This is a genomic window from Algoriphagus sp. (assembly GCF_046296635.1).
Taxonomy (GTDB): Bacteria; Bacteroidota; Bacteroidia; order Cytophagales; family Cyclobacteriaceae; genus Algoriphagus.
Genome location: NZ_JBKBKZ010000032.1, coordinates 20,011 through 40,344, shown reverse-complemented (window position 1 = coordinate 40,344; position 20,334 = coordinate 20,011). Strand labels below are relative to the sequence as shown.

Here is a 20,334-nt window from a genome sequence, read left to right as displayed (position 1 = left end):
TGATTTTTTTAGAAAAATAGCGATGTTATTCCGAATTTTTAAAAAGTCAATCTTAACTTATGCCTATAAAATCAATCTGCCGACAATTTGTAAATTTCTTGTCAATGGATTGATTTTAACTTATTTCTCTCAAATACCACCTAGCCAATGAAAACACGCCTTTCACAGATTCTTCTCGCCCTGTTTTTTTTGATCGGCAAAGAAGTTTTTGCTCAAAATCCACGAACTATCATCGATAGTCTGTTGATAAGAGTTCAGGAAAAATTACCTGCCGAACAGCTTGCAAATATGTATGGAGAGCTGGGCTGGCAGTATGCCGCGATTAATTTGGATTCAGCTATTTATTTTGGTCACTTGGCGGTGAAAAAAGCTGAGGAGGCAAAAGATCCAAAGATTTTAGCTCAAGCATATTCTGATTTGGGTAGTGGGATTTTGCAGAAGGGGGACCTAGAGGAATCAAAAAAATTATACCTGAAATCCTTGGAAATCAGAACTGAAATCCAGGATTCACTGGGTATGGCAAAGTCGTATAATGCCTTGGGATTTATTCACCAACGGGAATATGAGACGGACTCTGCGATAAGTTATTTTTTGAAAGCACTTCCGATTTTTCAAAAAGCCAAAGCACAGCTGAATGAAGCTGCAGTCCTAAATAATTTAGGGGTGATTTATCAAAATCTTCCTGACTACCAAAAGGCCATGAAGGCTTACAAAGAGTCGATTGCTATTCGTGAAACTTTGGGAGATTTTCGTTCAGCCATAGGTACATACAACAATCTCGGGACTATTCACAAATACCTGGGGGAATTCGAGCTCGCAGAACCCTATTTCCAAAAAGCAATTAGCATATCCACTGAACTTGGAGATGTGATGAATCAAGCAATTTCCTACCGGATTTATGCTTTCTTTCTTATGGAAAAAGGGGAATTAGATAGGCTCGAAGAAGTGGCTAGAAAAGGTCTTGCTATATCCCGTCAGGTAAATTCTCAATACGAAGTGGCTGCTTTGGAGACAGCTTTAGGTACTGCTCTTAATGCCCAAGGAAAGTTCAGAGAGGCAAAACCGCTACTTCTTTCAGCTGCTGCTAACTTCCAAAGACAAGGTTCAAATGAAGACGTATTGTTCCCTTATTTTGAGTTAGTTTCAGTATATGCCTCTCTCGGAAAGCCCGACAGTTCTAGGATTTATGCCAATCTCTATCAGCAAACTTATAGAAGTCGGGTGGAAAAGGAGTCCAAAGAGCTCGTGGCAGACCTTGAAACTAAATATCAAACAGAATTGAAAGATCTGAAAATCGCAGAACAGCAGCTGCAGATCAGTAACCAAAACCTGTTGATTTTCGGTTCCTTAATACTCGCCCTCGGCCTTGGGATAGTGGGTTATTTGCTCTATAATCAGCAAAAGCTCAAAAATCGGCAACTCAGACAAGAGGGTGACTTGAAAGCCGCTTTGGCACAAATCGAAACCCAAAACAAACTTCAGGAGCAACGGATGTTAATTTCGAGAGATCTCCATGATAACATCGGTGCTCAGTTGACTTTTATCATTTCTGCCATAGAAAACCTCAAGTACTTCGAGCCAATCAAGGAGCAACTCACCCAACGCTATGATACCATCGCCAATTTTACAAAACAGACGATTACCGAACTTCGGGATACGATTTGGGCGATGAATAGTGGGTCTTTGACTTGGGAAGAGCTTTCTTCTCGGATTCGAGATTATGTGCGAAAAGCTGGGCAATCAGCTTCAAACATTGTTTTTGAATATGATATCAATGATCGAATAAATCCTGATACAACCATAGCTTCTGCCACAAGTATTCAAGTTCTCAGAGTCGTGCAGGAAGCGGTCCAAAATGCCATAAAGTATTCAGAGGCAGATCGAGTGGAAATCAAAATAGACTCAACAGGAAAGGAAATATTGGTCAATATCCATGACAATGGAAAGGGGTTTCAAGAATCCGAGATTACCCCTGGAAATGGACTCTATAACATGCGAAAACGTGCTGAGGAACTCAGAGGAAGTCTTGAAATTCAATCTGGAGCAGGTTCAGGTACTTCTATTTTGTTAGTTTGGCCTGTAGATAAATGATTGGCTAAAACCTAAGGAAAATGGAGAATTTTTGAGCTCCAGCTGAAGCTGGAGGGGATTTATAGACTTAGGCCACCATTCATTTCCATCAATAGGAATGTGGCTTTAGCCCTTTCCACTGCAAATCATGACTTCAATGGGGCTTTAGCCAAATCCAAAAAGTAGGCCGTTTGTCGTATTTTCTTTGAACTATGGCCTAGTTAGTTTTGAGGATTCAGGAGCTAACTATGCTGGTGTCAAATGTTGAATATGGGGTTTTGGGGATACTTGCCATTTTGGTAGTGGGAAGTTTGATTTTACTCCACTATTTGCTTTTCAGAGAATATGCCCGGCAGGAAAAAATACAGATCCAACGACTCAAAGATTTTGAAAAACTGGTAAATCTGGAAATCAATCGATCTCAATCACTTTCAAATTCTTTTGGCCAACTAAGAGAGATAAAAGAAAAAACGGATGAAAAGCTGGAAGTGATCAATCTTCAGGTGCAGGGAATGAAAGGAAGGGAATCTAAACCTCCTTATAACTAACCTTTCAACACTTGCTCAAGCAACCTTTTGGCATTTCCACCACCAATTTTTTGAACTTCAGATTTTGAAAAACCTTTGGTAGATAAGGCTTTCAGCCATCTTTCCACTCCAAAATAATCATTAATCACCGGATTGAAATTTGCATCCATATCCGTTCCGATGCCGACATGGTCAACTCCGACGGCATCAATTAATCGAAGAGTATTTTCCACAAAATCGTCGAAATCCTTTGAAAAACCCGATGGCCAAGCCCCAATAAGTCCTCCGGTTTCAGCAATCAATTTGGCGTGGTCTCGGCTCAAAGCTCTAACTGCAATCGGGCGATTGGGATCATCTGCCAAAATACTATGCGAGAGCAAAAGCGGTGCACCAGTGGCCTCTGCTACTCCTTTTACGGTATCAAAAGAAGCATGCGCCAAATCGATAACGATTCCCAGTTCGGTCAGTCGCTTCACAATAGACTTTCCATAGTCAGAAAGTCCCCCATTGAGAGGATCGGCGGTTTGGAGATCTCCGACGTTGTTGGGAACATAATGAACCAATTGAACGGAACGGACACCCGACTCGTAGACCTCATCTATCCGATCAATGTCCTCCTCGACAAAGTCTGCTCCTTCGCAAGAAAGAAAGAATTTGACTTCCATTCCTTTGTTGATATCCTTAGACGAATAGCCTATAGATGCAGCTTGGTTTTGAATTAAGTTCTGGAATATCTCAAGTTGAATTTTGTAGGTCTCCCATGCCATTCCTTTCGGTAGAGTTTCTTTTACTTCAATACCCTTGTCTGTCCGGATAAGCATATTTGAATCAGAGACAATGCTAATAAAGACACCTTTGACACCAGCCAAATTCATTTCAGATACAGATTTGGAAAAAGCTCCATCTCCCGGATAAGTCTCATTTCCTTTGGCGAAAAATCTACCTGTATGGCAGTGCAAATCAAAAATTGGGTGTTTTTTGGAGATTGGCATCCCAAGACCGAAACTTAAATCAGGTAGTAATGATGCAGCCCCTAAAGCACCTACATATTTCAAAAACTTATTTCGGTCCATAGTTTCAATATAATAAATTTCATATGATTATAATTTGATTTTTAAAGGCCATATGGAATGCCCAAAATAATCATTCCCCTGTGTGAGAACCTTTCTCATGGGCATTTCATATGATTATAATTTTTTTTCAAAGGCCATATGGAATCTTCGCATGACAGATGATCATTCCTCTGTGTGACACCGACAGGGTCATGCTTGATTTCATGTGTTTATAATTTGTTTTTTAATGGCCACATGGAATCTTCGCATGCATTATGATCATACCACTGTGTGTCGCTTTGGGTCATGCCTGTCTGCCTCAGGCAGGCTCGATTTCATGTCTAAATACTTGCATCACCCACTTTCTACTGAAATGGTAAGAGTATCAAAATAAAAATCACCGAGTTTTAAAATCTTAAAGATCGGTAAACACCACATTCCCCGTGATCTTGACTGTCTTTTTGCCAATCAGTCAAAGGACAATCTCTAATTCCCAATTCCATGAAGAAATTCCTGCTTATTATTCTTATTACGCTATGGGCCGGATTAGCAAGTGCACAATTTGCCGAGAATAATAGCCTTTATCTAGGTTTGGGTCCCACAGTGGGGAATTACAGCGGACTTGACATCAACTTTAACTATGCTTTTCAACGGAGTTGGTCTGCTCAAATCGGAATTAAGACTGGTATTAGAGGTGCTAAAAATAAGCCTGATGATTTTTCCGGTGGAATTTTAGGTTTACTCACTAGAGGCTTGACCAATCCTAAAGATGAAATTACGAGCTATCAATTTTTAGTGGGTAAAATGATCCTTTTGGATGGGGATGAAGGAAGTTTTCGATTAAATCTCCTCACAGGTCCTTCGATCAATAGATTCAGAAACTCTGTTAATTTTCAACGTGTCACTGATGCCGGGGTAATACTAGGAACTTACACTTTTCAATCAGAAAGGGACTCCGGGATAGGATGGATGGTCAAACCCACCTTTGAAATACCTCTAGGCAAGGTGGTAGGATTTGGATTCAGCCCTTACGCCAACTTCAACTCAAAAAACATGGCCTATGGATTTGATATTCAACTTCTGCTCGGGGTTCTTCAGCCTTCTCGAAAATCCAATTCTAGGTATTAGGGCCTCCTTGAATTGATTGCCAAGTTTCTAAATCACCGTCACTCTTACTTTCTTTTCCTTCAGTTTCATATTGTTGACTTTGGGCAAAAGTTTCTCCAAAGTTGCAGTTTTTACTCCCACAAAAGTACAATCCGTTTTCAGTTCGATCACGCCAAGGTCTTCTTTGGAGAGTCCACCTTGTTTGAAAAAAAGTCCTGCAACATCGCCTTTGGAGATTTTGTCCTTTCGTCCACCGGACACAAATAAGGTGCTCCATTCGGAGGGGCCGGGAAGTTTGGCTTTGTTTAGTTTTTCAACCGGAAGATTTCCAATGAAATCGGGAAGTGAATCCCCATCATAATGGAGAACGTAAGCTGTTCCGTCACTATTCATTCGAGCAGTCCGACCATTTCGATGAATGAATTCTTCGCTTCTCAGCGGAAGATGGTAATGGATGATAAACTTGATTTCAGGCACATCGATTCCTCTCGCAGCAAGGTCGGTAGCCAGTAAGATTTGGTGGGTTCCGTTTCTGAACTTGATTAAGGATCTTTCGCGATCCGTTTGCTCCATTCCTCCGGAAAAAATCCCATGTGAGATCCCATTGTTTTCCAGGCAATCGCTCACGCGCTGAATCGAATCCTTGAAATTGCAAAAGATGATCCCGTTTTGACCGCCTAAATGGGCAATTAAATCGACCAAAATCTCCAGCTTGTCTTTGGTTGGCGAAAGTACTTTTTTGATCTGTAGTTGTGAGATTTTATCTTCCAAAAAGTCAATGGTAAGGGGGGATTTCAATCCGACAAACCTCGGGATTTCAACTCCTTGAGTCGCCGAAGTCAAAATCATTTTCTTCACTTTAGGAAGAAGGTTTAGGATATCCTTCATTTCGCTCTCAAAACCGATTTCCAGCGATTTGTCAAATTCATCGAGAACAAGTGTTTGGATAAAAGCAGTGTCAAAAGCTTCTCTTCTCAAGTGATCAGCCACTCTTCCAGGTGTTCCGATCAAAACTGCCGGTCTATGCTTGATCTCTATTCGGTCCTTTGAACCAGCACGTCCACCATAGACTGCATTGACTTTGAATCCAGTTCCCATTTCCCGCATGACCTGCTCGATCTGAATCGCTAATTCCCGAGAAGGAACGATGATTACCAATTGGATTTCCTCGCAAGTCAAATCAAGCTGTTGAATCAGTGGAAGCAGAAAAGCCAGAGTTTTACCTGTACCGGTTGGTGAAAGTAAAATAATCTCATTAGAAGATTCAATGGCCTTTTGAGCAGCAAGCTGCATCGGATTCAATTGGGCAATTCCCAGTTTCGAAAGGATCTCTGCTTGGTTTTTTTGAGGAGTAGACATGACGCAAAGGTAGGTTTTTGAAAATCTAAAGCGGGATGAAATTTTCGAGCGAGAATGACTTTTTGATGTCATGGTTAAATAGTTATTCAAGTGACACAATTTTTTAATAACTATTGATCGTATCATTATCGATTAATTTCGTATCAAATCGTATCATGTCTCTGTTTTTTTTATTATAAAAAGCGTATCAAAATCGTATATTTTCGTATCAAATCGTATCAAAATCGTTTTAAATTCCTGAACTTAGCAACATGAAAACCCAAGTATATACCTTCAAACTCAATCTGGATTGGGAACTAGTGAATGCTATTAGCGAAATAGATCGCTTCGATGCTTCTTGGTCGACAATCGAAAAACAAGAAGGTCAGAGTCTCAAGCAGCTAAAAAGTTTTGCTACAATAAGAAGTGTGGGTGCTTCAACCAGAATTGAAGGCTCAGCGATGAGTGATGAGGAAGTAGAGGTTCTACTTAAAAATATAAATATTTCTAAACTGGAGGATAGAGACTCGCAGGAAGTTGTCGGTTATTTTGAAACATTGGAACTGATATCTGAATCTTTTAATGAGATTTCGATTTCAGAAAATAGCCTAAAAAGCCTTCACAATCTCTTATTGAATTACAGTGAGAAGGATCAATGGCACAAAGGGGATTACAAACAACATAGCAATGCGGTGGAGGCTAATTTCCCTGACGGTACCAAGCAGATTATATTTAAAACCACGGAACCTGGATTCCCAACAGGTGATGCGATGAGTGAGCTAGTGTCTTGGTATGCTCAAGACAAAAAAACGCATCCATTAGTCAAGTCAGCACTTTTTTCGTACGAATTTGTGAGCATTCATCCATTTCAGGATGGAAATGGCCGATTAAGTAGACTTTTAAGTACGCTCTTATTACTTCAAAATGGATACAATTGGATCCAATATGTGAGTTTGGAGCATGAAATTGAAAGTCGGAAAAATGAATATTACCGGGTTCTGAGAACGTGTCAATCCAAAAGACCGAATGAAGATATTACCGAATGGATCATTTTTTTCTTTTCGGCATTAGTCAATATTCAAAGACAACTTCTTAAAAAACTGGAAGCAAGTGGTAGTCAGGCGAGTTTATCACCTCGTTTTAGATCAATCCTAACTTTCATAATTAATCACCCAGGATGCAAGTCTGGAGAAATCGCTGAAAAACTGGAGATCCCAAATCCAACTGTCAAAAGAATTTTGGCTGATTTTCTCAAGACTAAACTTATTCAGAAACACGGAGCTGGGGCTGGAACCAACTATTCGGTGTTTTAAAATTACTCCTTATTTAACGGCTTATACCCCATCCAATCGACCTCCAGTTCAAAACGTTTGCTTGGTTTTTCCAGTGATTCGGGATTAGTCTCCACCGACCAATTATCCGAGTGCCAGAAGTTCATTCGATACTTGGAAGGATGCTGTGGAATCCCTCTTTCTCCTTTGTAATCCCAAAGTACCACTGTGTCTGCTGTGGTCGGATGAAGCATCCACCATCGAATTCGATCCGGATACCAATCAAACCCATAGGTGTGAAATTGCGCTGAGGCATCAAAACCTTCGATTGCTTCCAGCTTTTCAGGTAGGTTTTCTTCACCGGAAAGATTCGCTTTTTTCTTCAGGTGATCTTCCCGTTCTTCGGTAGTATAAATGATGCCTTTCGCCAGATTAATCGTCCTTCCAACTCGCCGCAGCTTCCCGGATTCCCCAGTCCAAGTACCCATGTAAATCACCTCCGGGTCGGCCAATAACCATTCGAAGTCTATTTCACTAAGGCCAAATTCAGGGTCATTATGGTAAGTAAAGTAACCAACTACAGCACCGACGTTCGGTTGAACTTCTCTAGGGTCAGGGACTTTTAGCCGAGTGGAATACGTACCAAAATGGGTGAATTTTCTAGAAATTATTTCTGGGCCCTTGCCCGCTCCGGCTTCCTCTTTTGGATGGATTTTGAAGGAAAGAATTTTGGAGTCCTCGGTTTCAGCGGATTTTTTGCCGGATTTCCATTTGAATTCGGCTTTTCTGCCAGTTGACCCATATAGGAAAAATTCTAAGGTTCTCTCTGAAAAATCCTCTCGAAAAGTTTCGTGGAATTCTACCGGATTGGAGGCGGATTGAAACAGGATTAATGATGAAAGCAACAAAACTAGTGAGATCCTCATGAGTAGGAATATTAAGAATTTACAAAAGAGGAATGGCAGTGCTTTTGAAAACAGCAAATTCAAACCTTAACCTTCCTATTTTAACCGCAAAGATTGCGCAAAGAAAGAGAGAAAAAGCAGGATCTATCTCTTTCCGAACTTCAATGCTTTTAGACAAATCAAACCTTTCCAAGGACACAAAGTAAAAAAGCTTAAGCTTTTTTAAGCTCCCCAATGAATTCATCTGAATTCTAAAAAATATAAATCCTGAGTCCGGTATTAATAGCTTAAGCTCGGTAAAACCCTCTCCTAATCTTAATTAGGCAAGGCAAAAGCCACATAAGCATCTCCGCTTTTGGTGCCTTTTCCACCACCGCAGGCGATGACCAAGTACTGCTTTCCGTTTTTCTCATAAACTGCTGGAGTGGCATGTCCTGCAGCTGGAAGTTTGGCTTCCCATAGGATCTTTCCGGTTTCTTTATCGAATGCTCTGATTTTTTCATCCTTCGTCGCAGCTATGAAAATCACTCCTCCGGCTGTAGCAACTGGTCCTCCGTAGTTTTCGGTTCCTGTCGGAGCAAAACCCTGCGCACTGAGCGAATCGATTTCACCCAAAGTCACCTGCCATTTTTTCTTTCCGGTATTCATATCGATAGATGTGAGCAGACCCCAAGGTGGATTTGACCCGTAAAGTCCTTCTTTAGTGACCAGCTTTTTGTAGCCATTCATGTAGTACTGAGGGTAGAGTTTTGAGCTTTCTGCTTCCAGTTCCTGCTTGTCACCTGCATCGGCTTTTCCCATCAAGTAATCGTTGAGAATCAATCGTTCTTCTTTAGAGATATGTGAAAAAGCCGGCATTGCCCCACGACCCATTCTTAACAGTTGATCCAGGGAATCAGGCGTATATTTTTCTTTTAATGCAATCAGGCTCGGCATTGCCGGAAGGTTGCCTTTTCGGTCTAAGCCGTGACAATTGCCGCAGTAATTTGTGTAGATCGACTGTCCGACATTACCAAAACTCGCATTTGGCGTCATCTCAATCAGCCATGGAATTTGATTGGCATTGATGTACATGGTTTGATTCGTAGGGTCATAAGACGCTCCTCCCCATTCGCCTCCCCCATCCATTCCAGGGAAGAGGACGATCGGGTTTTCGGAACTCGGTGGAAGCCAAGTATCTCCCATTTTTGCATTTTCAAGCTGTTGACTAATGTCTGAATGCCACTCCGGCTTGAGATTTAAAATGTCTTTTTCCTCAAAAACCATGTTCATAAATGGCTCGGGCAATGTTGGCATCGGCTGAGTTGGGGAAGTTTTTTCACCACCCAAAGTGGATTGCGTGACTGGAGTCTCCACAATTGGCCAAATAGGCTCGCCCGTCTCCCGATCAAAAACATAGGTCATGCCCTGCTTGGAAATTTGCGCTACGGCATCGATCCATTTCCCGTCTTTTTGGATACGAATGAGGTTAGGCGGAGCTGGAAAATCCCTGTCCCAGACATCATGATGAACTGCCTGAAAATGCCAGATTCGCTCTCCGGTTTTGGCATTCAGAGCCAAAAGTGAATTTGCATAGAGATTGTCGCCATGTCGGTAGCCTCCCCAGAAATCATAGGTAGCTGAACCCGTCGGGACAAAAACGATTCCCCGATCTTGATCGACCACCATTCCAGCCCAATTATTCGCAGCTCCGATCTGCTTGATGTATTTTGGGTCCCAAGTTTCATATCCAGGCTCTCCTTCATGAGGAATGGTGTGAAAGATCCATTCCCGCTTCCCTGTTTTGATGTTGTAAGCACGCACATGTCCCGGAGCCGCATCTAATCCTTCCGAGAGCCGCATTCCTATGATTAGTAAGTCATGGAAAACAACTCCAGGAGTATTGCTGACAAGGAGAAAATCTTCCATATCGGTATCCAAGTCTTTCCGAAGATCTACTTTTCCCTGATCCCCAAAACTTAGGATTGGCTTTCCTGTTAGTGCATTGAGAGCCATCAACCAATTTCCTGCTGAAAACAAGATCCGCTTATCCTCACCAGATTCCCAATAGGTGACTCCCCGGTTGGTTCCCGCCCAGGAATTTTCTCCACCCAAAACCTGAAAAGGATCAAATCTCCAAACTTCTTCTCCTGTGGCGGCATCCAGTGCAAAGACATTAAGCTTCGGAGTGGAGCCATAGATCAATCCATTGACAACGATGGGTTGGCATTGAATCTGACTTCGCTCCGTGGCATCACCGGTGTTATATGTCCACGCAACTTGGAGCTGGGCGACGTTATCTTTCGTGATTTGGCTTAGGGAAGAATATCGGGAACCGTCCTGAGAGCCTCCATAATGTGACCAGTCGGTGTAGTCGATGGTTTTGGTTTTTTCCCCACATGAAAAAGTCACTAGACAAATCACATAGGCAAGGAGATTTTTTGAGGTCATTTGGGTGGTGAATTTAGAAGCAAGAAGGTCGGAAAAAGTTGGGGGATCGCAAAGGCTTGATTCTCCTTGTTTGAAATCATCTTTAACATTACACTTAATTAAAACAAAGACTTCTAAGTCTCTAATCGTACGTTTGATGAATATGTGGATTTAACCATTAAGGAAATTAAGAAAATTAAGTACAGCAGGATTAAGCGCACTTCTAAATGTTCTTAATTTCTAAATGTTTTCAATTACCTCTCTTTAGGTAAAGCCATTGACTTATAGATTTCCCGCAGAAAGGCGGAGAAAAAGTCGCTGAGTTATGCGGATTTCTCTGCAAAATAGAATGTCAAATTCACTATCTGTAATACCTGAGAAAATAAGAATTTACTCGAGCTTCGACTAAAAATTCCCGTATCCCAAAAACGCTTTAATTTTTTTTTCCAGTGTCCAGATTTTCTTTTGATTTTGAATAGCTGCAAAAATGATTACAGAGTCGATCAAACCGATTCCTTTATTGAGTAGCTGATTTTTTTGGGAAAAAATACCTGCTTCAAAAATCAGATCAGGTGTATCTAATTTGGGTGTATTCCTGTAAAAAAGTTCAATCATCGCTAATTCCCGCTTTCCTTTGGCTCCTTGTATCAATTCCGCAAAAATCAATTCCAAGCAATAAACTGACCTTGACTCCAAAAGCTGTTGACAAGGTTCGAAATACTCCGGGTTTCCTTTAAAATATTCAATCCAAATGGAGGTGTCAAAGATTACCTCCTTCATGACTGATTCTTGGATCGAAGCTCCTCAGATGTATAGTAAAACTCCAATGGTTCGGCTGCGATATTTTCAGATGCTCGTTTGATTTTTTCAATAGAGATGTAGTGGGCAAGAGCGGTTTTCAGTGCATCTGTCACGGTCGAAGTTTTAGAAAATTCCATTGCTTCCCTGATCATTTCATCTGGTATTAAGGCTGTTATCTTCATTTTTTATTTTTTATTCAAATATACGATGAATGATCGTATTCAGGCAACCTTGGAAGGTAATTCTTGAAATCCATGTAAAAATGCAGTGTGTACAAGATTTTTACCTTGAATGAATTGAACTTAAGGCTTGAGCTAAGTTCGAAGCAACTTCTCTTAAAATGTAGGTTAGAATCTAATTTTGGAGGTAAAAATCAATGCCTCCTCAATAGATATATTAGGAAATCAAGCCAGATGTTTCATTGAGTTTTCTTGCTTTAAGGAGGTTTTACTTTGAGTCACCTCTTCAAATTTATTTTCATAATCCTCACGAAGTGTCCCAAAAAGCCTATCCCAAATAAGCGTGTACAGTCCATAATTTCCATGGAAAAACTGATGGTGTTGGTTGTGTGCTGTGCCTGTATTGATCCATCTTCCTATCCAAGTCCGATGGAAATTTTTAGGATAAAGTTCGTAGCCGAGATGTCCGTAAACATTGTAAGAGAACTGGAAAAGCATGAATAAGCCGAATGCCGCCTGATGAACTGGCAAAACAAAACCTAAAACCAAAATAATTCCGGCTTCTATCACAGCCTCAAAGGGGTGAAAAGCATACGCCGTCCAAGGAGAGGGATTGGTGGAATAATGATGGACCTTATGGACCGCTTTGAAGAGACGTGGGTGATGCATCAGCCGATGAGCCCAGTAAAAGTAGCCGTCGTGAATCAAAAACATCAGGGGGAAACTCAAGTAAAAATAAGCCCAACCGAATTTCTCAACATCCCGATAGTAGAGCGTATATGGGGCTAACAGTACAAAAACTACCGCTGCCATCGTAGCAAAAATCAAAATCGTAATGAGCGAATAGGTAATATCTCGGGAGTAATCCCTCAGCTTCGGGAATTTGGACTGCATTTTACGACTTGCCAAAACCCCATTGAGGAGAAAGTAGAATAGGAAAAAGACAGTACCTGCTATCAGGAAATATCGAAAGGTGACATTCCCTGCGATTTTTGTCCATCTAAAGAAGAAATCTTCCCAAATCATAGTTTTTGTTTATAGGCCTTCAATTTAAGGAAAGAAGTTCTTTGTTTCAAAAACTGTTTACCTAATTAAAGCGGGATTCCAAGCATTGTAAATTCTTAAACTTTTTAGTGCCTCATTTTTGTGGCTAAAAAAAAACTCCGTGGTAAAAACCCTCATCAAAGAGCGAAGCGAATACCTCCGCGACCTTGAAAAAAGCATCCCCAGCCATTAATCTTTGAAGTTCAATTCAATCTCAATCCCTCAATCTCTTTTTTCTCAGTGCGCTCTGCGGTAAAAAAAATTCTTCGGTAAAAACCCTTTGCGCTTTGTGGCAAATCTTTGAAGGCCAATTTTTACCTTTGGCCCATGTGGAAAGAAATCTCCGTCCTGATCCATAAGGAAATCACGCTGGAATGGCGTCAGAAGTACGCCTTGAATGGGATTTTGCTCTATGTGGTTTCGGCAGTTTTTATCACCTATTTGAGCGTTGGCGCCAAGATGGGCAACCTTACCATTCCCACATGGAACGCCTTGTATTGGATCATAATTCTCTTTTCCGCTGTAAATGCAGTTGCCAAAAGCTTCGTGCAGGAGCATCAGGGTCGTCAATTGTATTACTACATGATTGCCTCGCCTGAGTCGATTATTCTCTCCAAGATTATTTATAATACAGGTCTGACATTGATTTTAGCCTTGCTGGGATACGGCGTTTTTTCTGTGATTTTGGGAAATCCAGTTCAGGATCAAGGCTTATTTCTGTTGAATTTGGTTTTGGGCTCGGTGGGCTTTTCTGCCAGCCTGACCATGGTAAGTGGGATTGCCTCCAAAGCCGGAAACAACGCCACGCTGATGGCGATTTTAAGTTTCCCGGTGATTATCCCAATTCTGCTAATGGCAATTCGGATTTCCAAAAATGCGCTTGACGGATTGGACTGGAGTGTCAGTGCGGATAGGTTACTTAGCCTTTTGGCGATCAATGCAATAGTGGGAGTGACGGCTTATATTTTGTTTCCTTATCTGTGGAGAAGCTGATTTGGAAGTACGATTTTAGAAGTACGATTTACGGGGGGCTGAGGAACACCAAACATTAAATCTAGAGCGGATACCTTTCCTAATATTGGGTTTTCATTAGAGTTTTGGTTTTTGGTTATGCTTTGAGTGCTTCTATTGTGTTTCTACCTTATTTCTTCAAAATATCTCGATTCAGCTATCCTAGATTTTTCTTTCGCTAGCATATCTTCCAAATGAATTTGCCGAGAACGTAATTTTCCAATTTTTCAATTTTTAATCTTTCAATTCCTATTTCAATCCGCTAAAATCAAAGGTATGTATCACCATTTCATCCTCATTGAATTCAGGATTGTCTGGATGCATGGGGAAGAGATTCAGGCCTTTTTCATCTACAAAATAGTGGTGAGCGAGGTAGGTATTTCGGGGAAGGGTGAATTCCTTGATCAAAGAAAAGTCTGATCCATCGTAGATGCTGATGGTAAAATAGCGAGGAGTATATCCGAACTTCATTGCATGTTTATCATTAGAGATTTCTTCTCCCGGCCACCCAAATCGATATAATAATTTTTTATGATGATCAAAAACAAGCCCTAGGTTTTCTACGCTTTTTAATGCCAAATGCTTGTTTTCTTCTATTGAGCGAGACATTCGAGGAGAATTATAGTATTCGTTTGAAAAGTTCTGCAGTAAATCAGTTTGAAGCTGATGTTCTTTAAAATTATCACCACTGAAATCAACCTCATATAGGGTATTACTTTGGAAATGAAGTAGAAGCAACGAATTCGAAGTAACTGCTTGACTGAAATTTATTAAGTTATTAAATTTTAAAATAGAAGAAGGAACTCTAAAGTTAAGGTATTCAAAAGTTCCATTATCTTTCTTGAATGAAAGGATTAGGGGGTTTTCATGTAGAGCTTGCTCATTAAGATCAGTTGGTTGTATATTTTTTAAATCCCGCATTATGAGATAAATGGATCCTTTATTATCGGGTAATAGCATATTAGAATATCGAGTCATGGAAGGTATTAAACCACCTAGTTTTGGAAAGTTGCGGTAATCATAATTAGCGACCCAGTTGCCTTCGGAGTTAATTAGATTAATCCTGAATGTAGTATTGGGGACATAAATGCTATCCGGATGTACGACAAAAAAGCCTAAAGGAATACCTAAGCCATTTGGTCCATCGTGTTCCATTTTTATAATTTTTTTTAATTTTTTATCATATAAGTCAAATAGGCTAATTGACCCTCTATCAGAGTTCCACCAATATAAATCCCCGTTAAGGTATTGCAAAGTTCGGGTATAAGTCTCCGTTCTTCTATCAATGGAAAGTGAAGTTGTATCCGAAATGTAATCAAGTGGGTTGATGGATGAAATCTTCTTTTCGGAGCAGGAAAAAATGCTAGCTACAATTAGAATTATTGAAATGTTTTTCATTAGTAATTTTTAAAAGTTAAAAAGTCAAGCTTTCCATTTATTGGGAAGCCTGACTAAAAGAAATGTTATTCTACTGTAGGGATTGTTGTTGTGCAATCAGGTCCTCCATAGGCACAAAGCCCATCCCGACCGGCTGCTGTGCACCATTCTAATTCATCATCCCACCCACATAAAGTAGTTTGTGCAGATACAACAACGGTTGATCCAAGCAGTCCAACAACAAGCCCAAAAGCAGCAAGAGATAATTTTAATCGGTTGTTTTTCATAAAGTTTATTTTTAAAAGTTAAACATTGAACATAGTTGAAAAGTAAAAACTGAAGTTCAAGTTCAAAACAAAATTTATACCCCTCCCTAATTTTTGATTTGAATGGATTGAATTTAGTTTAAATGGAAATTTTTTGGTAGAATAAAATTAAACATAGTGGTTCATTTTTAAGTATTTCTTCATCCCTTTCCAAATTTAACTTCTAACCAATTTCAAAACCTTCAATTCAGCAAATTTTCACCTTTCTATACCTTTCAACTTTGCGCCCTTCCAACTTTACAATTCCCATCCTCAAATCTTGGAATTCTTCGACTCCATTCAGAACGCCTGTTATTTTCCAATTTCTCAACTCTTCGACTACGCTCAGAGGGACAGTAATTTTCCAATCTCTCAACTCTTCGACTACGCTACCAATGACAGAGTATGTATTATTTGGTAAATTGTTGAAAAACCAAATAATCATTCGATATGTCATCTCCATTTTGTTAATCCAAGGTTATTCAGACTCAGAGTGACAGTAATTTTCCAATCTTTCAACCCTTCGACTCAGATAGACAGTAATTTTCCAATTTTTCAATTTTCCAATCTTTCAATTTTATATTTAGACTATAAAATCGAGCATGACCAGATCGTCACATACTGGGATGATTTTTCGAAATGCGAGATTCCATGTGACCAATAAAAATCAATTATAACACATGAAAAATAAAATTGCCCTGATCACCGGAGCCACTTCCGGGATTGGAAAAGCCTGTGCTTTGACCCTTGCCAAAATGGGTTTTGATATCATCGCAACCGGACGCAGAGAAGAAAGGCTGGAGGAGTTGGGAAAGGAATTAGCAACTGGTGTTCGCTTTTTGCCCTTAGTTTTTGATGTGCGAGAACGGGAAAAAGTCGGTGAAATAATTGGTAATATTCCTGCTGACTGGTCAGCAGTCGATATTCTGATCAATAATGCCGGAAATGCACACGGCATGGATCCAATCCAAACCGGAAGTTTGGACGATTGGGATGCGATGATGGATATCAATGTTAAAGGATTACTCTATGTGTCCAAAGCTATTATTCCCGGAATGACCGAGCGGAATTCGGGTATGATTATCAATATTGGTTCGATTGCCGGCAAGGAAGTTTACCCCAATGGAAATGTCTATTGCGGATCAAAGTTTGCCGTGGATGCGATTACCAAGGGCATGCGCATTGACTTGAATCCTTTTGGCATCAAAGTGATCGGAATTCATCCGGGACTGGTGGAAACGGAGTTTTCTTTGGTTCGCTTCAAAGGGGACGAAACTCGAGCAGAGTCTATTTATAAAGGTTTCGAACCGCTCTATGCGCAAGACATTGCGGAGATTGTTGAGTTTGTAGTGAATCGACCTGCGCACGTGGTTTTGGCGGATATCGTCGTACTTCCGACCGCTCAGGCTTCTGCTACTTTGGTAAAGAAAAATTTATCCTAATGAAGAATCTGTACGGGTTGGTTTTAATGCTGGGAGTAGCATGTGCATCTCCTCAAAAAAGCGAACAGGAAATATTTTCCGAGCAGCAGCGGGAACTAGCAGCCCCTGCTACTTTATCGGTCGAAACGCTTGAGCTTCCAGACTTGGAAAAAACACTGATTGCTCAGGGATTGGTGGATATTGAAACCGTCATTCCGGGAATCCGGGTTGAATTGAAATACTCTACGGAGGATAATTTCTTCGGCAAGGATGTCTATGGAGATCATGTGCGGGCTTATTTGCAGCCTATAGTTGCAGAGATGCTCAGGAAGGCACAGGAGAGTTTGCAAAAGGATCATCCAAATCTTACCCTGTTGGTTTATGATGGAGTTCGTCCTTTGAGTGTGCAACAGATTCTATGGGATGACTTGGATAAGCCGGACAGCATAAAGCCGCTATATGTCGCTGATCCCAAAATTGGTGGTTTGCATAATTATGGTGTGGCGGTAGATTTAACCATTTTCGATAATGAATTGGGGAAGCCTTTGGATATGGGGACAGCTTATGATTTCTTTGGATATCCTGCCTATCCTGATCGGGAAAAACAGATGCTTGCATCAGGAAAAATCACTCAGAAGCATGTTTCCAACCGAGAAATCCTCAGAAAAGTGATGATCGGGGCAGGCTTTACAGGAATCGGTAGTGAATGGTGGCATTTCAATGCATTTTCACGGAAGGAAGCTGGAGAGAAGTTTGAGCTGATTAAATAATTTCATATTAACTTATTAAGAATTTTGATTTCAACTTTCGCATTGTGCCAAATGGCCTCGACTTCGCTCGGCCACCGGAATGAGAATTAAGATGTGGAGGGGGAGAATATGCGGCGCAGCCGCATATTCTCCCCCTCCATCCAAATAAAACACCACGGGCACCGAGCGAAGTCGAGGTGTAGGCGTGGGTGCCAATTTTATATGAAAACAAGAAACTCCATAACAAATAACCCAAAACCTATGAATCTCAAACCCACATTTCTTACCCTTGCGCTGGTATTCACTTTCGCTTTAGGATCTTTTGCGCAGCAAAATCCAAACATCAGAGCCTTGGTTTTTTCCAAAACTGCAGGCTTCCGCCACCAGTCAATTCCTGAAGGGGTTGCTGCTTTGAAAAAATTGGGTCAAACCCATGTCTTCAATGTCTATACTACTGAAGATGCCAATCAGTTTACAGATGAAAACCTAGCTAAGTATGATGTCATCATCCTGATGAGTACCACAGGCACGATCTTCAATGATGCTCAAAAAGCTGCTTTTCAGAAATTTGTCCAAAGCGGCAAAGGTGTAGTCGGAATTCACTCCGCCACAGATACCGAATACGAATGGCCTTGGTATAACAAAATGATTGGTGCTTATTTCTTGGCGCATCCAAGACAACAGACGCTAAGGCTTCAAGTTGTAGATCAAAATCATCCATCGACTTGGCATTTGCCAAAAAGCTGGCTGTGGACAGATGAACTTTATGAGTTTAGAAATATCAATCCTGACATCAAGGTCTTGATCAATGCCGATGAGTCAACCTATGAAGTAGCCAAAGGAAATGGAGCCAACCACCCGATGGCTTGGTATCATGAGTATGACGGCGGTAGAGTATTTTATACTGCACTTGGACATGTTGAATCCGCATTTCTGGATGCAGATTTCTTGAAGCATTTATATGGTGGAATTTGGTACGCAGCCAAAGGGCATTTGCCGAAGTGATTTCCCCAAAATTCAGAGGCTTCGGAACTTCCGGAGCCTTTTTTGGTTTGTAACTTTACTACAATCTTTATCACCATGCTCAAAGCTCAAGCCAGACCCGTTCACCTCTATATGGAGGCTAATCCCAATCCAAATTCACTCAAGTTTGTCGCCAACTTTATGTTGGTGGAGGATGGGGTAAGTTTTGATTACCCGGATGCAGAAAGCGCATCGAATAGTCAACTTGCCCAGGAACTCTTCAATTTTGCAGCAGTTCAACGTATTTTTATCGCCTCTAATTTTGTGACTGTCACCAAATCTGAGGAGGTAGATTGGATGGAAATTCAGACCATCATTCGGGATCATATCAAGCAATATTTGGAGTCAGGCCAAAAGGCAGTAACCGCAAGTTTTGATAAGGACCCACTTTTTGATGAGAATGATTCTGAAGTGGTTAAAAAAATCAAAGGAATTCTCGACGAATACATCCGTCCCGCGGTAGAGCAGGATGGTGGTGCGATCGTTTTTCACTCTTTTCATGACGGGGTCGTCAAAGTACAATTGCAAGGTTCTTGCTCAGGTTGCCCAAGCAGTACAGTGACGCTGAAAGCAGGTATCCAAAACCTCTTGACTCGAATGCTTCCCGAGGTAAAGGAAGTGGTGGCAGAAGGGGTTTAATTAAAACTATTCATTTTGAAAAGAGATTGGTCTTGGGCTATTTTAGGTGTAATGGCTCTAGTCATACGCTATTTTGCGGTCCAAAATCCGGAAGCAACTGATGAGATTTATTCCCGAAAGTTTTTTCCGGGAATCAGAAATGTCATTGACTTAACTCTAGGCAATCTTCCCTTTCCAAGTGTTTATCTTTTTGTAGCTACGGTATTTTTTGTCCTTGGACTATTCATCTATCGATTCAAAAATAGACTAGGCTGGAAAGCTAAATCTCTTTATTCTATACAAGCTCTAGCAAATGGCGCAGGAGCAATAGTATTTTTCTTTTTGGTACTTTGGGGATTTAATTATCAGCGGACTCCGATTTTTCAGCAACTGGCACTAAAGCCAAAAGCACTGAATCTGGAGCAACTCAAGTCGGAGATAGAGATCACTCGAAGACTGGTTGTGCAATATCGCAGTAGAGTGACCCCTGACAGTTTGCCAATAAACTCGATCATGGATTATCCTGACTTGGAGCGGCTGGTTCGGGCAAACATGAATGAAAACTTGGAGATTCTTGGTTTGAATTTTACAGGGAAGCCCCGAACCAAGCTATTTCCACCGCCTGGTTTTATGCGAAAAATGGGGATCATGGGAATCTATTTTCCTTTCACCGGAGAAAGTTATATCGACCCAACACTTCACCCACTGGAGCAGCCTTTTACAGTAGCGCATGAAATGGCGCACAGCTATGGAGTAACCGATGAAGGAGAAGCAAATTTTATCGCTTGGGTGATTTGCACCAATTCTGAAGACCCTTTGCTCCGCTATTCGGCACACCTTCGCTTACTTCAGTATCAGATGCGGGATTTTTACAGAATGGCTCCGGATGAATATAGGGAGTGGGTGAGGGGGCTGACAATCGGGATTCGAAATGATCTGAATTCTATTCGTGAAACCAGCGAAGCGATAAAGCCATACTCACTTGAGATAAGTAGAAAGTCCAATGATATTTTTCTGAAGAGCCAAGGAGTAAAGGCAGGAGTCAACTCCTATCAGCAACTTCCTATGCTGGCTTTTTCCTGGAGAAAAAGGATGAATTTGGAAGATTGATTTTTTTTTGCGATTTA

General features: G+C 40.9%; 19 protein-coding genes. 10 read left to right on the top strand and 9 right to left on the bottom strand.

Annotated elements, in window-relative coordinates; all coding sequences use genetic code 11:
- The first annotated feature begins 147 nt into the window (after positions 1-147).
- On the top strand, positions 148-2,091 hold the full coding sequence (locus tag ACK4HU_RS18970; RefSeq protein WP_409809299.1) for a tetratricopeptide repeat protein: 1,944 nt from the start codon (positions 148-150) through the stop codon (positions 2,089-2,091).
- Between the two features lie 227 nt (positions 2,092-2,318).
- On the top strand, positions 2,319-2,618 hold the full coding sequence (locus tag ACK4HU_RS18965) for a hypothetical protein (RefSeq protein ID WP_409809298.1): 300 nt from the start codon (positions 2,319-2,321) through the stop codon (positions 2,616-2,618).
- Here the strand turns inward: ACK4HU_RS18965 and ACK4HU_RS18960 are convergent.
- Complete coding sequence (locus ACK4HU_RS18960) at positions 2,615-3,670, bottom strand: dipeptidase (RefSeq protein ID WP_409809297.1); 1,056 nt, start codon at positions 3,668-3,670, stop codon at positions 2,615-2,617. The two genes, ACK4HU_RS18965 and ACK4HU_RS18960, sit on opposite strands and share 4 nt — an antisense overlap.
- 480 nt (positions 3,671-4,150) lie before the next feature.
- On the opposite strand from ACK4HU_RS18960, the gene ACK4HU_RS18955 reads away from it, so the two are divergent.
- On the top strand, positions 4,151-4,777 hold the full coding sequence (locus ACK4HU_RS18955) for a hypothetical protein (protein ID WP_409809296.1): 627 nt from the start codon (positions 4,151-4,153) through the stop codon (positions 4,775-4,777).
- A 27-nt stretch (positions 4,778-4,804) separates the two neighbouring features.
- Here the strand turns inward: ACK4HU_RS18955 and ACK4HU_RS18950 are convergent, their stop codons facing one another.
- Positions 4,805-6,115 carry a DEAD/DEAH box helicase gene (locus ACK4HU_RS18950; RefSeq protein WP_409809295.1) on the bottom strand — a complete coding sequence of 437 codons (1,311 nt, stop codon included), beginning with the start codon at positions 6,113-6,115 and terminating at the stop codon, positions 4,805-4,807.
- 251 nt (positions 6,116-6,366) lie between these two features.
- On the opposite strand from ACK4HU_RS18950, the gene ACK4HU_RS18945 reads away from it, so the two are divergent.
- Positions 6,367-7,407, top strand: coding sequence for a Fic family protein (locus tag ACK4HU_RS18945; RefSeq protein ID WP_409809294.1), 1,041 nt, complete (start codon positions 6,367-6,369; stop codon positions 7,405-7,407).
- A gap of 2 nt (positions 7,408-7,409) precedes the next feature.
- Here the strand turns inward: ACK4HU_RS18945 and ACK4HU_RS18940 are convergent, their stop codons facing one another.
- The 5 genes from ACK4HU_RS18940 to ACK4HU_RS18920 all read right to left on the bottom strand — a co-directional run bounded on the left by ACK4HU_RS18940 (position 7,410) and on the right by ACK4HU_RS18920 (position 12,685).
- On the bottom strand, positions 7,410-8,291 hold the full coding sequence (locus ACK4HU_RS18940; protein WP_409809293.1) for a glycoside hydrolase family 16 protein: 882 nt from the start codon (positions 8,289-8,291) through the stop codon (positions 7,410-7,412).
- Positions 8,292-8,585: 294 nt separating this feature from the next.
- On the bottom strand, positions 8,586-10,700 hold the full coding sequence (locus ACK4HU_RS18935; protein ID WP_409809292.1) for a PQQ-binding-like beta-propeller repeat protein: 2,115 nt from the start codon (positions 10,698-10,700) through the stop codon (positions 8,586-8,588).
- A gap of 384 nt (positions 10,701-11,084) precedes the next feature.
- On the bottom strand, positions 11,085-11,459 hold the full coding sequence (locus ACK4HU_RS18930) for a PIN domain-containing protein (RefSeq protein WP_409809291.1): 375 nt from the start codon (positions 11,457-11,459) through the stop codon (positions 11,085-11,087).
- Positions 11,456-11,662, bottom strand: coding sequence for a DUF2191 domain-containing protein (locus ACK4HU_RS18925; RefSeq protein ID WP_409809290.1), 207 nt, complete (start codon positions 11,660-11,662; stop codon positions 11,456-11,458). The genes ACK4HU_RS18930 and ACK4HU_RS18925 overlap by 4 nt, the downstream gene beginning before the upstream one ends.
- A gap of 222 nt (positions 11,663-11,884) precedes the next feature.
- Positions 11,885-12,685 (bottom strand): sterol desaturase family protein, encoded by an 801-nt coding sequence (locus ACK4HU_RS18920; RefSeq protein ID WP_409809289.1) that lies wholly within the window; start codon positions 12,683-12,685, stop codon positions 11,885-11,887.
- 345 nt (positions 12,686-13,030) lie between these two features.
- Between ACK4HU_RS18920 and ACK4HU_RS18915 the strand changes: the two genes are divergently transcribed.
- Positions 13,031-13,696: a heme exporter protein CcmB gene (locus ACK4HU_RS18915; protein WP_409809288.1), complete on the top strand. Its 666-nt coding sequence runs from the start codon at positions 13,031-13,033 to the stop codon at positions 13,694-13,696.
- A gap of 267 nt (positions 13,697-13,963) precedes the next feature.
- Here ACK4HU_RS18915 and ACK4HU_RS18910 read toward each other — a convergent pair whose 3' ends face one another.
- Positions 13,964-15,112 carry a DUF4221 family protein gene (locus ACK4HU_RS18910; protein ID WP_409809287.1) on the bottom strand — a complete coding sequence of 383 codons (1,149 nt, stop codon included), beginning with the start codon at positions 15,110-15,112 and terminating at the stop codon, positions 13,964-13,966.
- 65 nt (positions 15,113-15,177) lie between these two features.
- On the bottom strand, positions 15,178-15,378 hold the full coding sequence (locus ACK4HU_RS18905; RefSeq protein ID WP_409809286.1) for a hypothetical protein: 201 nt from the start codon (positions 15,376-15,378) through the stop codon (positions 15,178-15,180).
- Positions 15,379-16,076: 698 nt separating this feature from the next.
- Here ACK4HU_RS18905 and ACK4HU_RS18900 point away from each other — a divergent pair.
- From ACK4HU_RS18900 to ACK4HU_RS18880, 5 genes are all read left to right on the top strand, one after another.
- A complete protein-coding gene (locus ACK4HU_RS18900) occupies positions 16,077-16,838 on the top strand; it encodes an SDR family NAD(P)-dependent oxidoreductase (protein ID WP_409809285.1) in 762 nt (253 codons plus the stop codon).
- Entirely contained in the window at positions 16,838-17,587 is a 750-nt protein-coding gene (locus ACK4HU_RS18895) for a M15 family metallopeptidase (RefSeq protein WP_409809284.1), read from the top strand. Before ACK4HU_RS18900 ends, ACK4HU_RS18895 begins: the two co-directional genes overlap by 1 nt.
- 240 nt (positions 17,588-17,827) lie before the next feature.
- Positions 17,828-18,571, top strand: coding sequence for a ThuA domain-containing protein (locus ACK4HU_RS18890; protein WP_409809283.1), 744 nt, complete (start codon positions 17,828-17,830; stop codon positions 18,569-18,571).
- A gap of 75 nt (positions 18,572-18,646) precedes the next feature.
- Entirely contained in the window at positions 18,647-19,228 is a 582-nt protein-coding gene (locus tag ACK4HU_RS18885; RefSeq protein ID WP_409809282.1) for a NifU family protein, read from the top strand.
- Positions 19,229-19,240: 12 nt separating this feature from the next.
- Positions 19,241-20,317: a DUF3810 domain-containing protein gene (locus tag ACK4HU_RS18880; protein WP_409809330.1), complete on the top strand. Its 1,077-nt coding sequence runs from the start codon at positions 19,241-19,243 to the stop codon at positions 20,315-20,317.
- Positions 20,318-20,334: the final 17 nt, after the last annotated feature.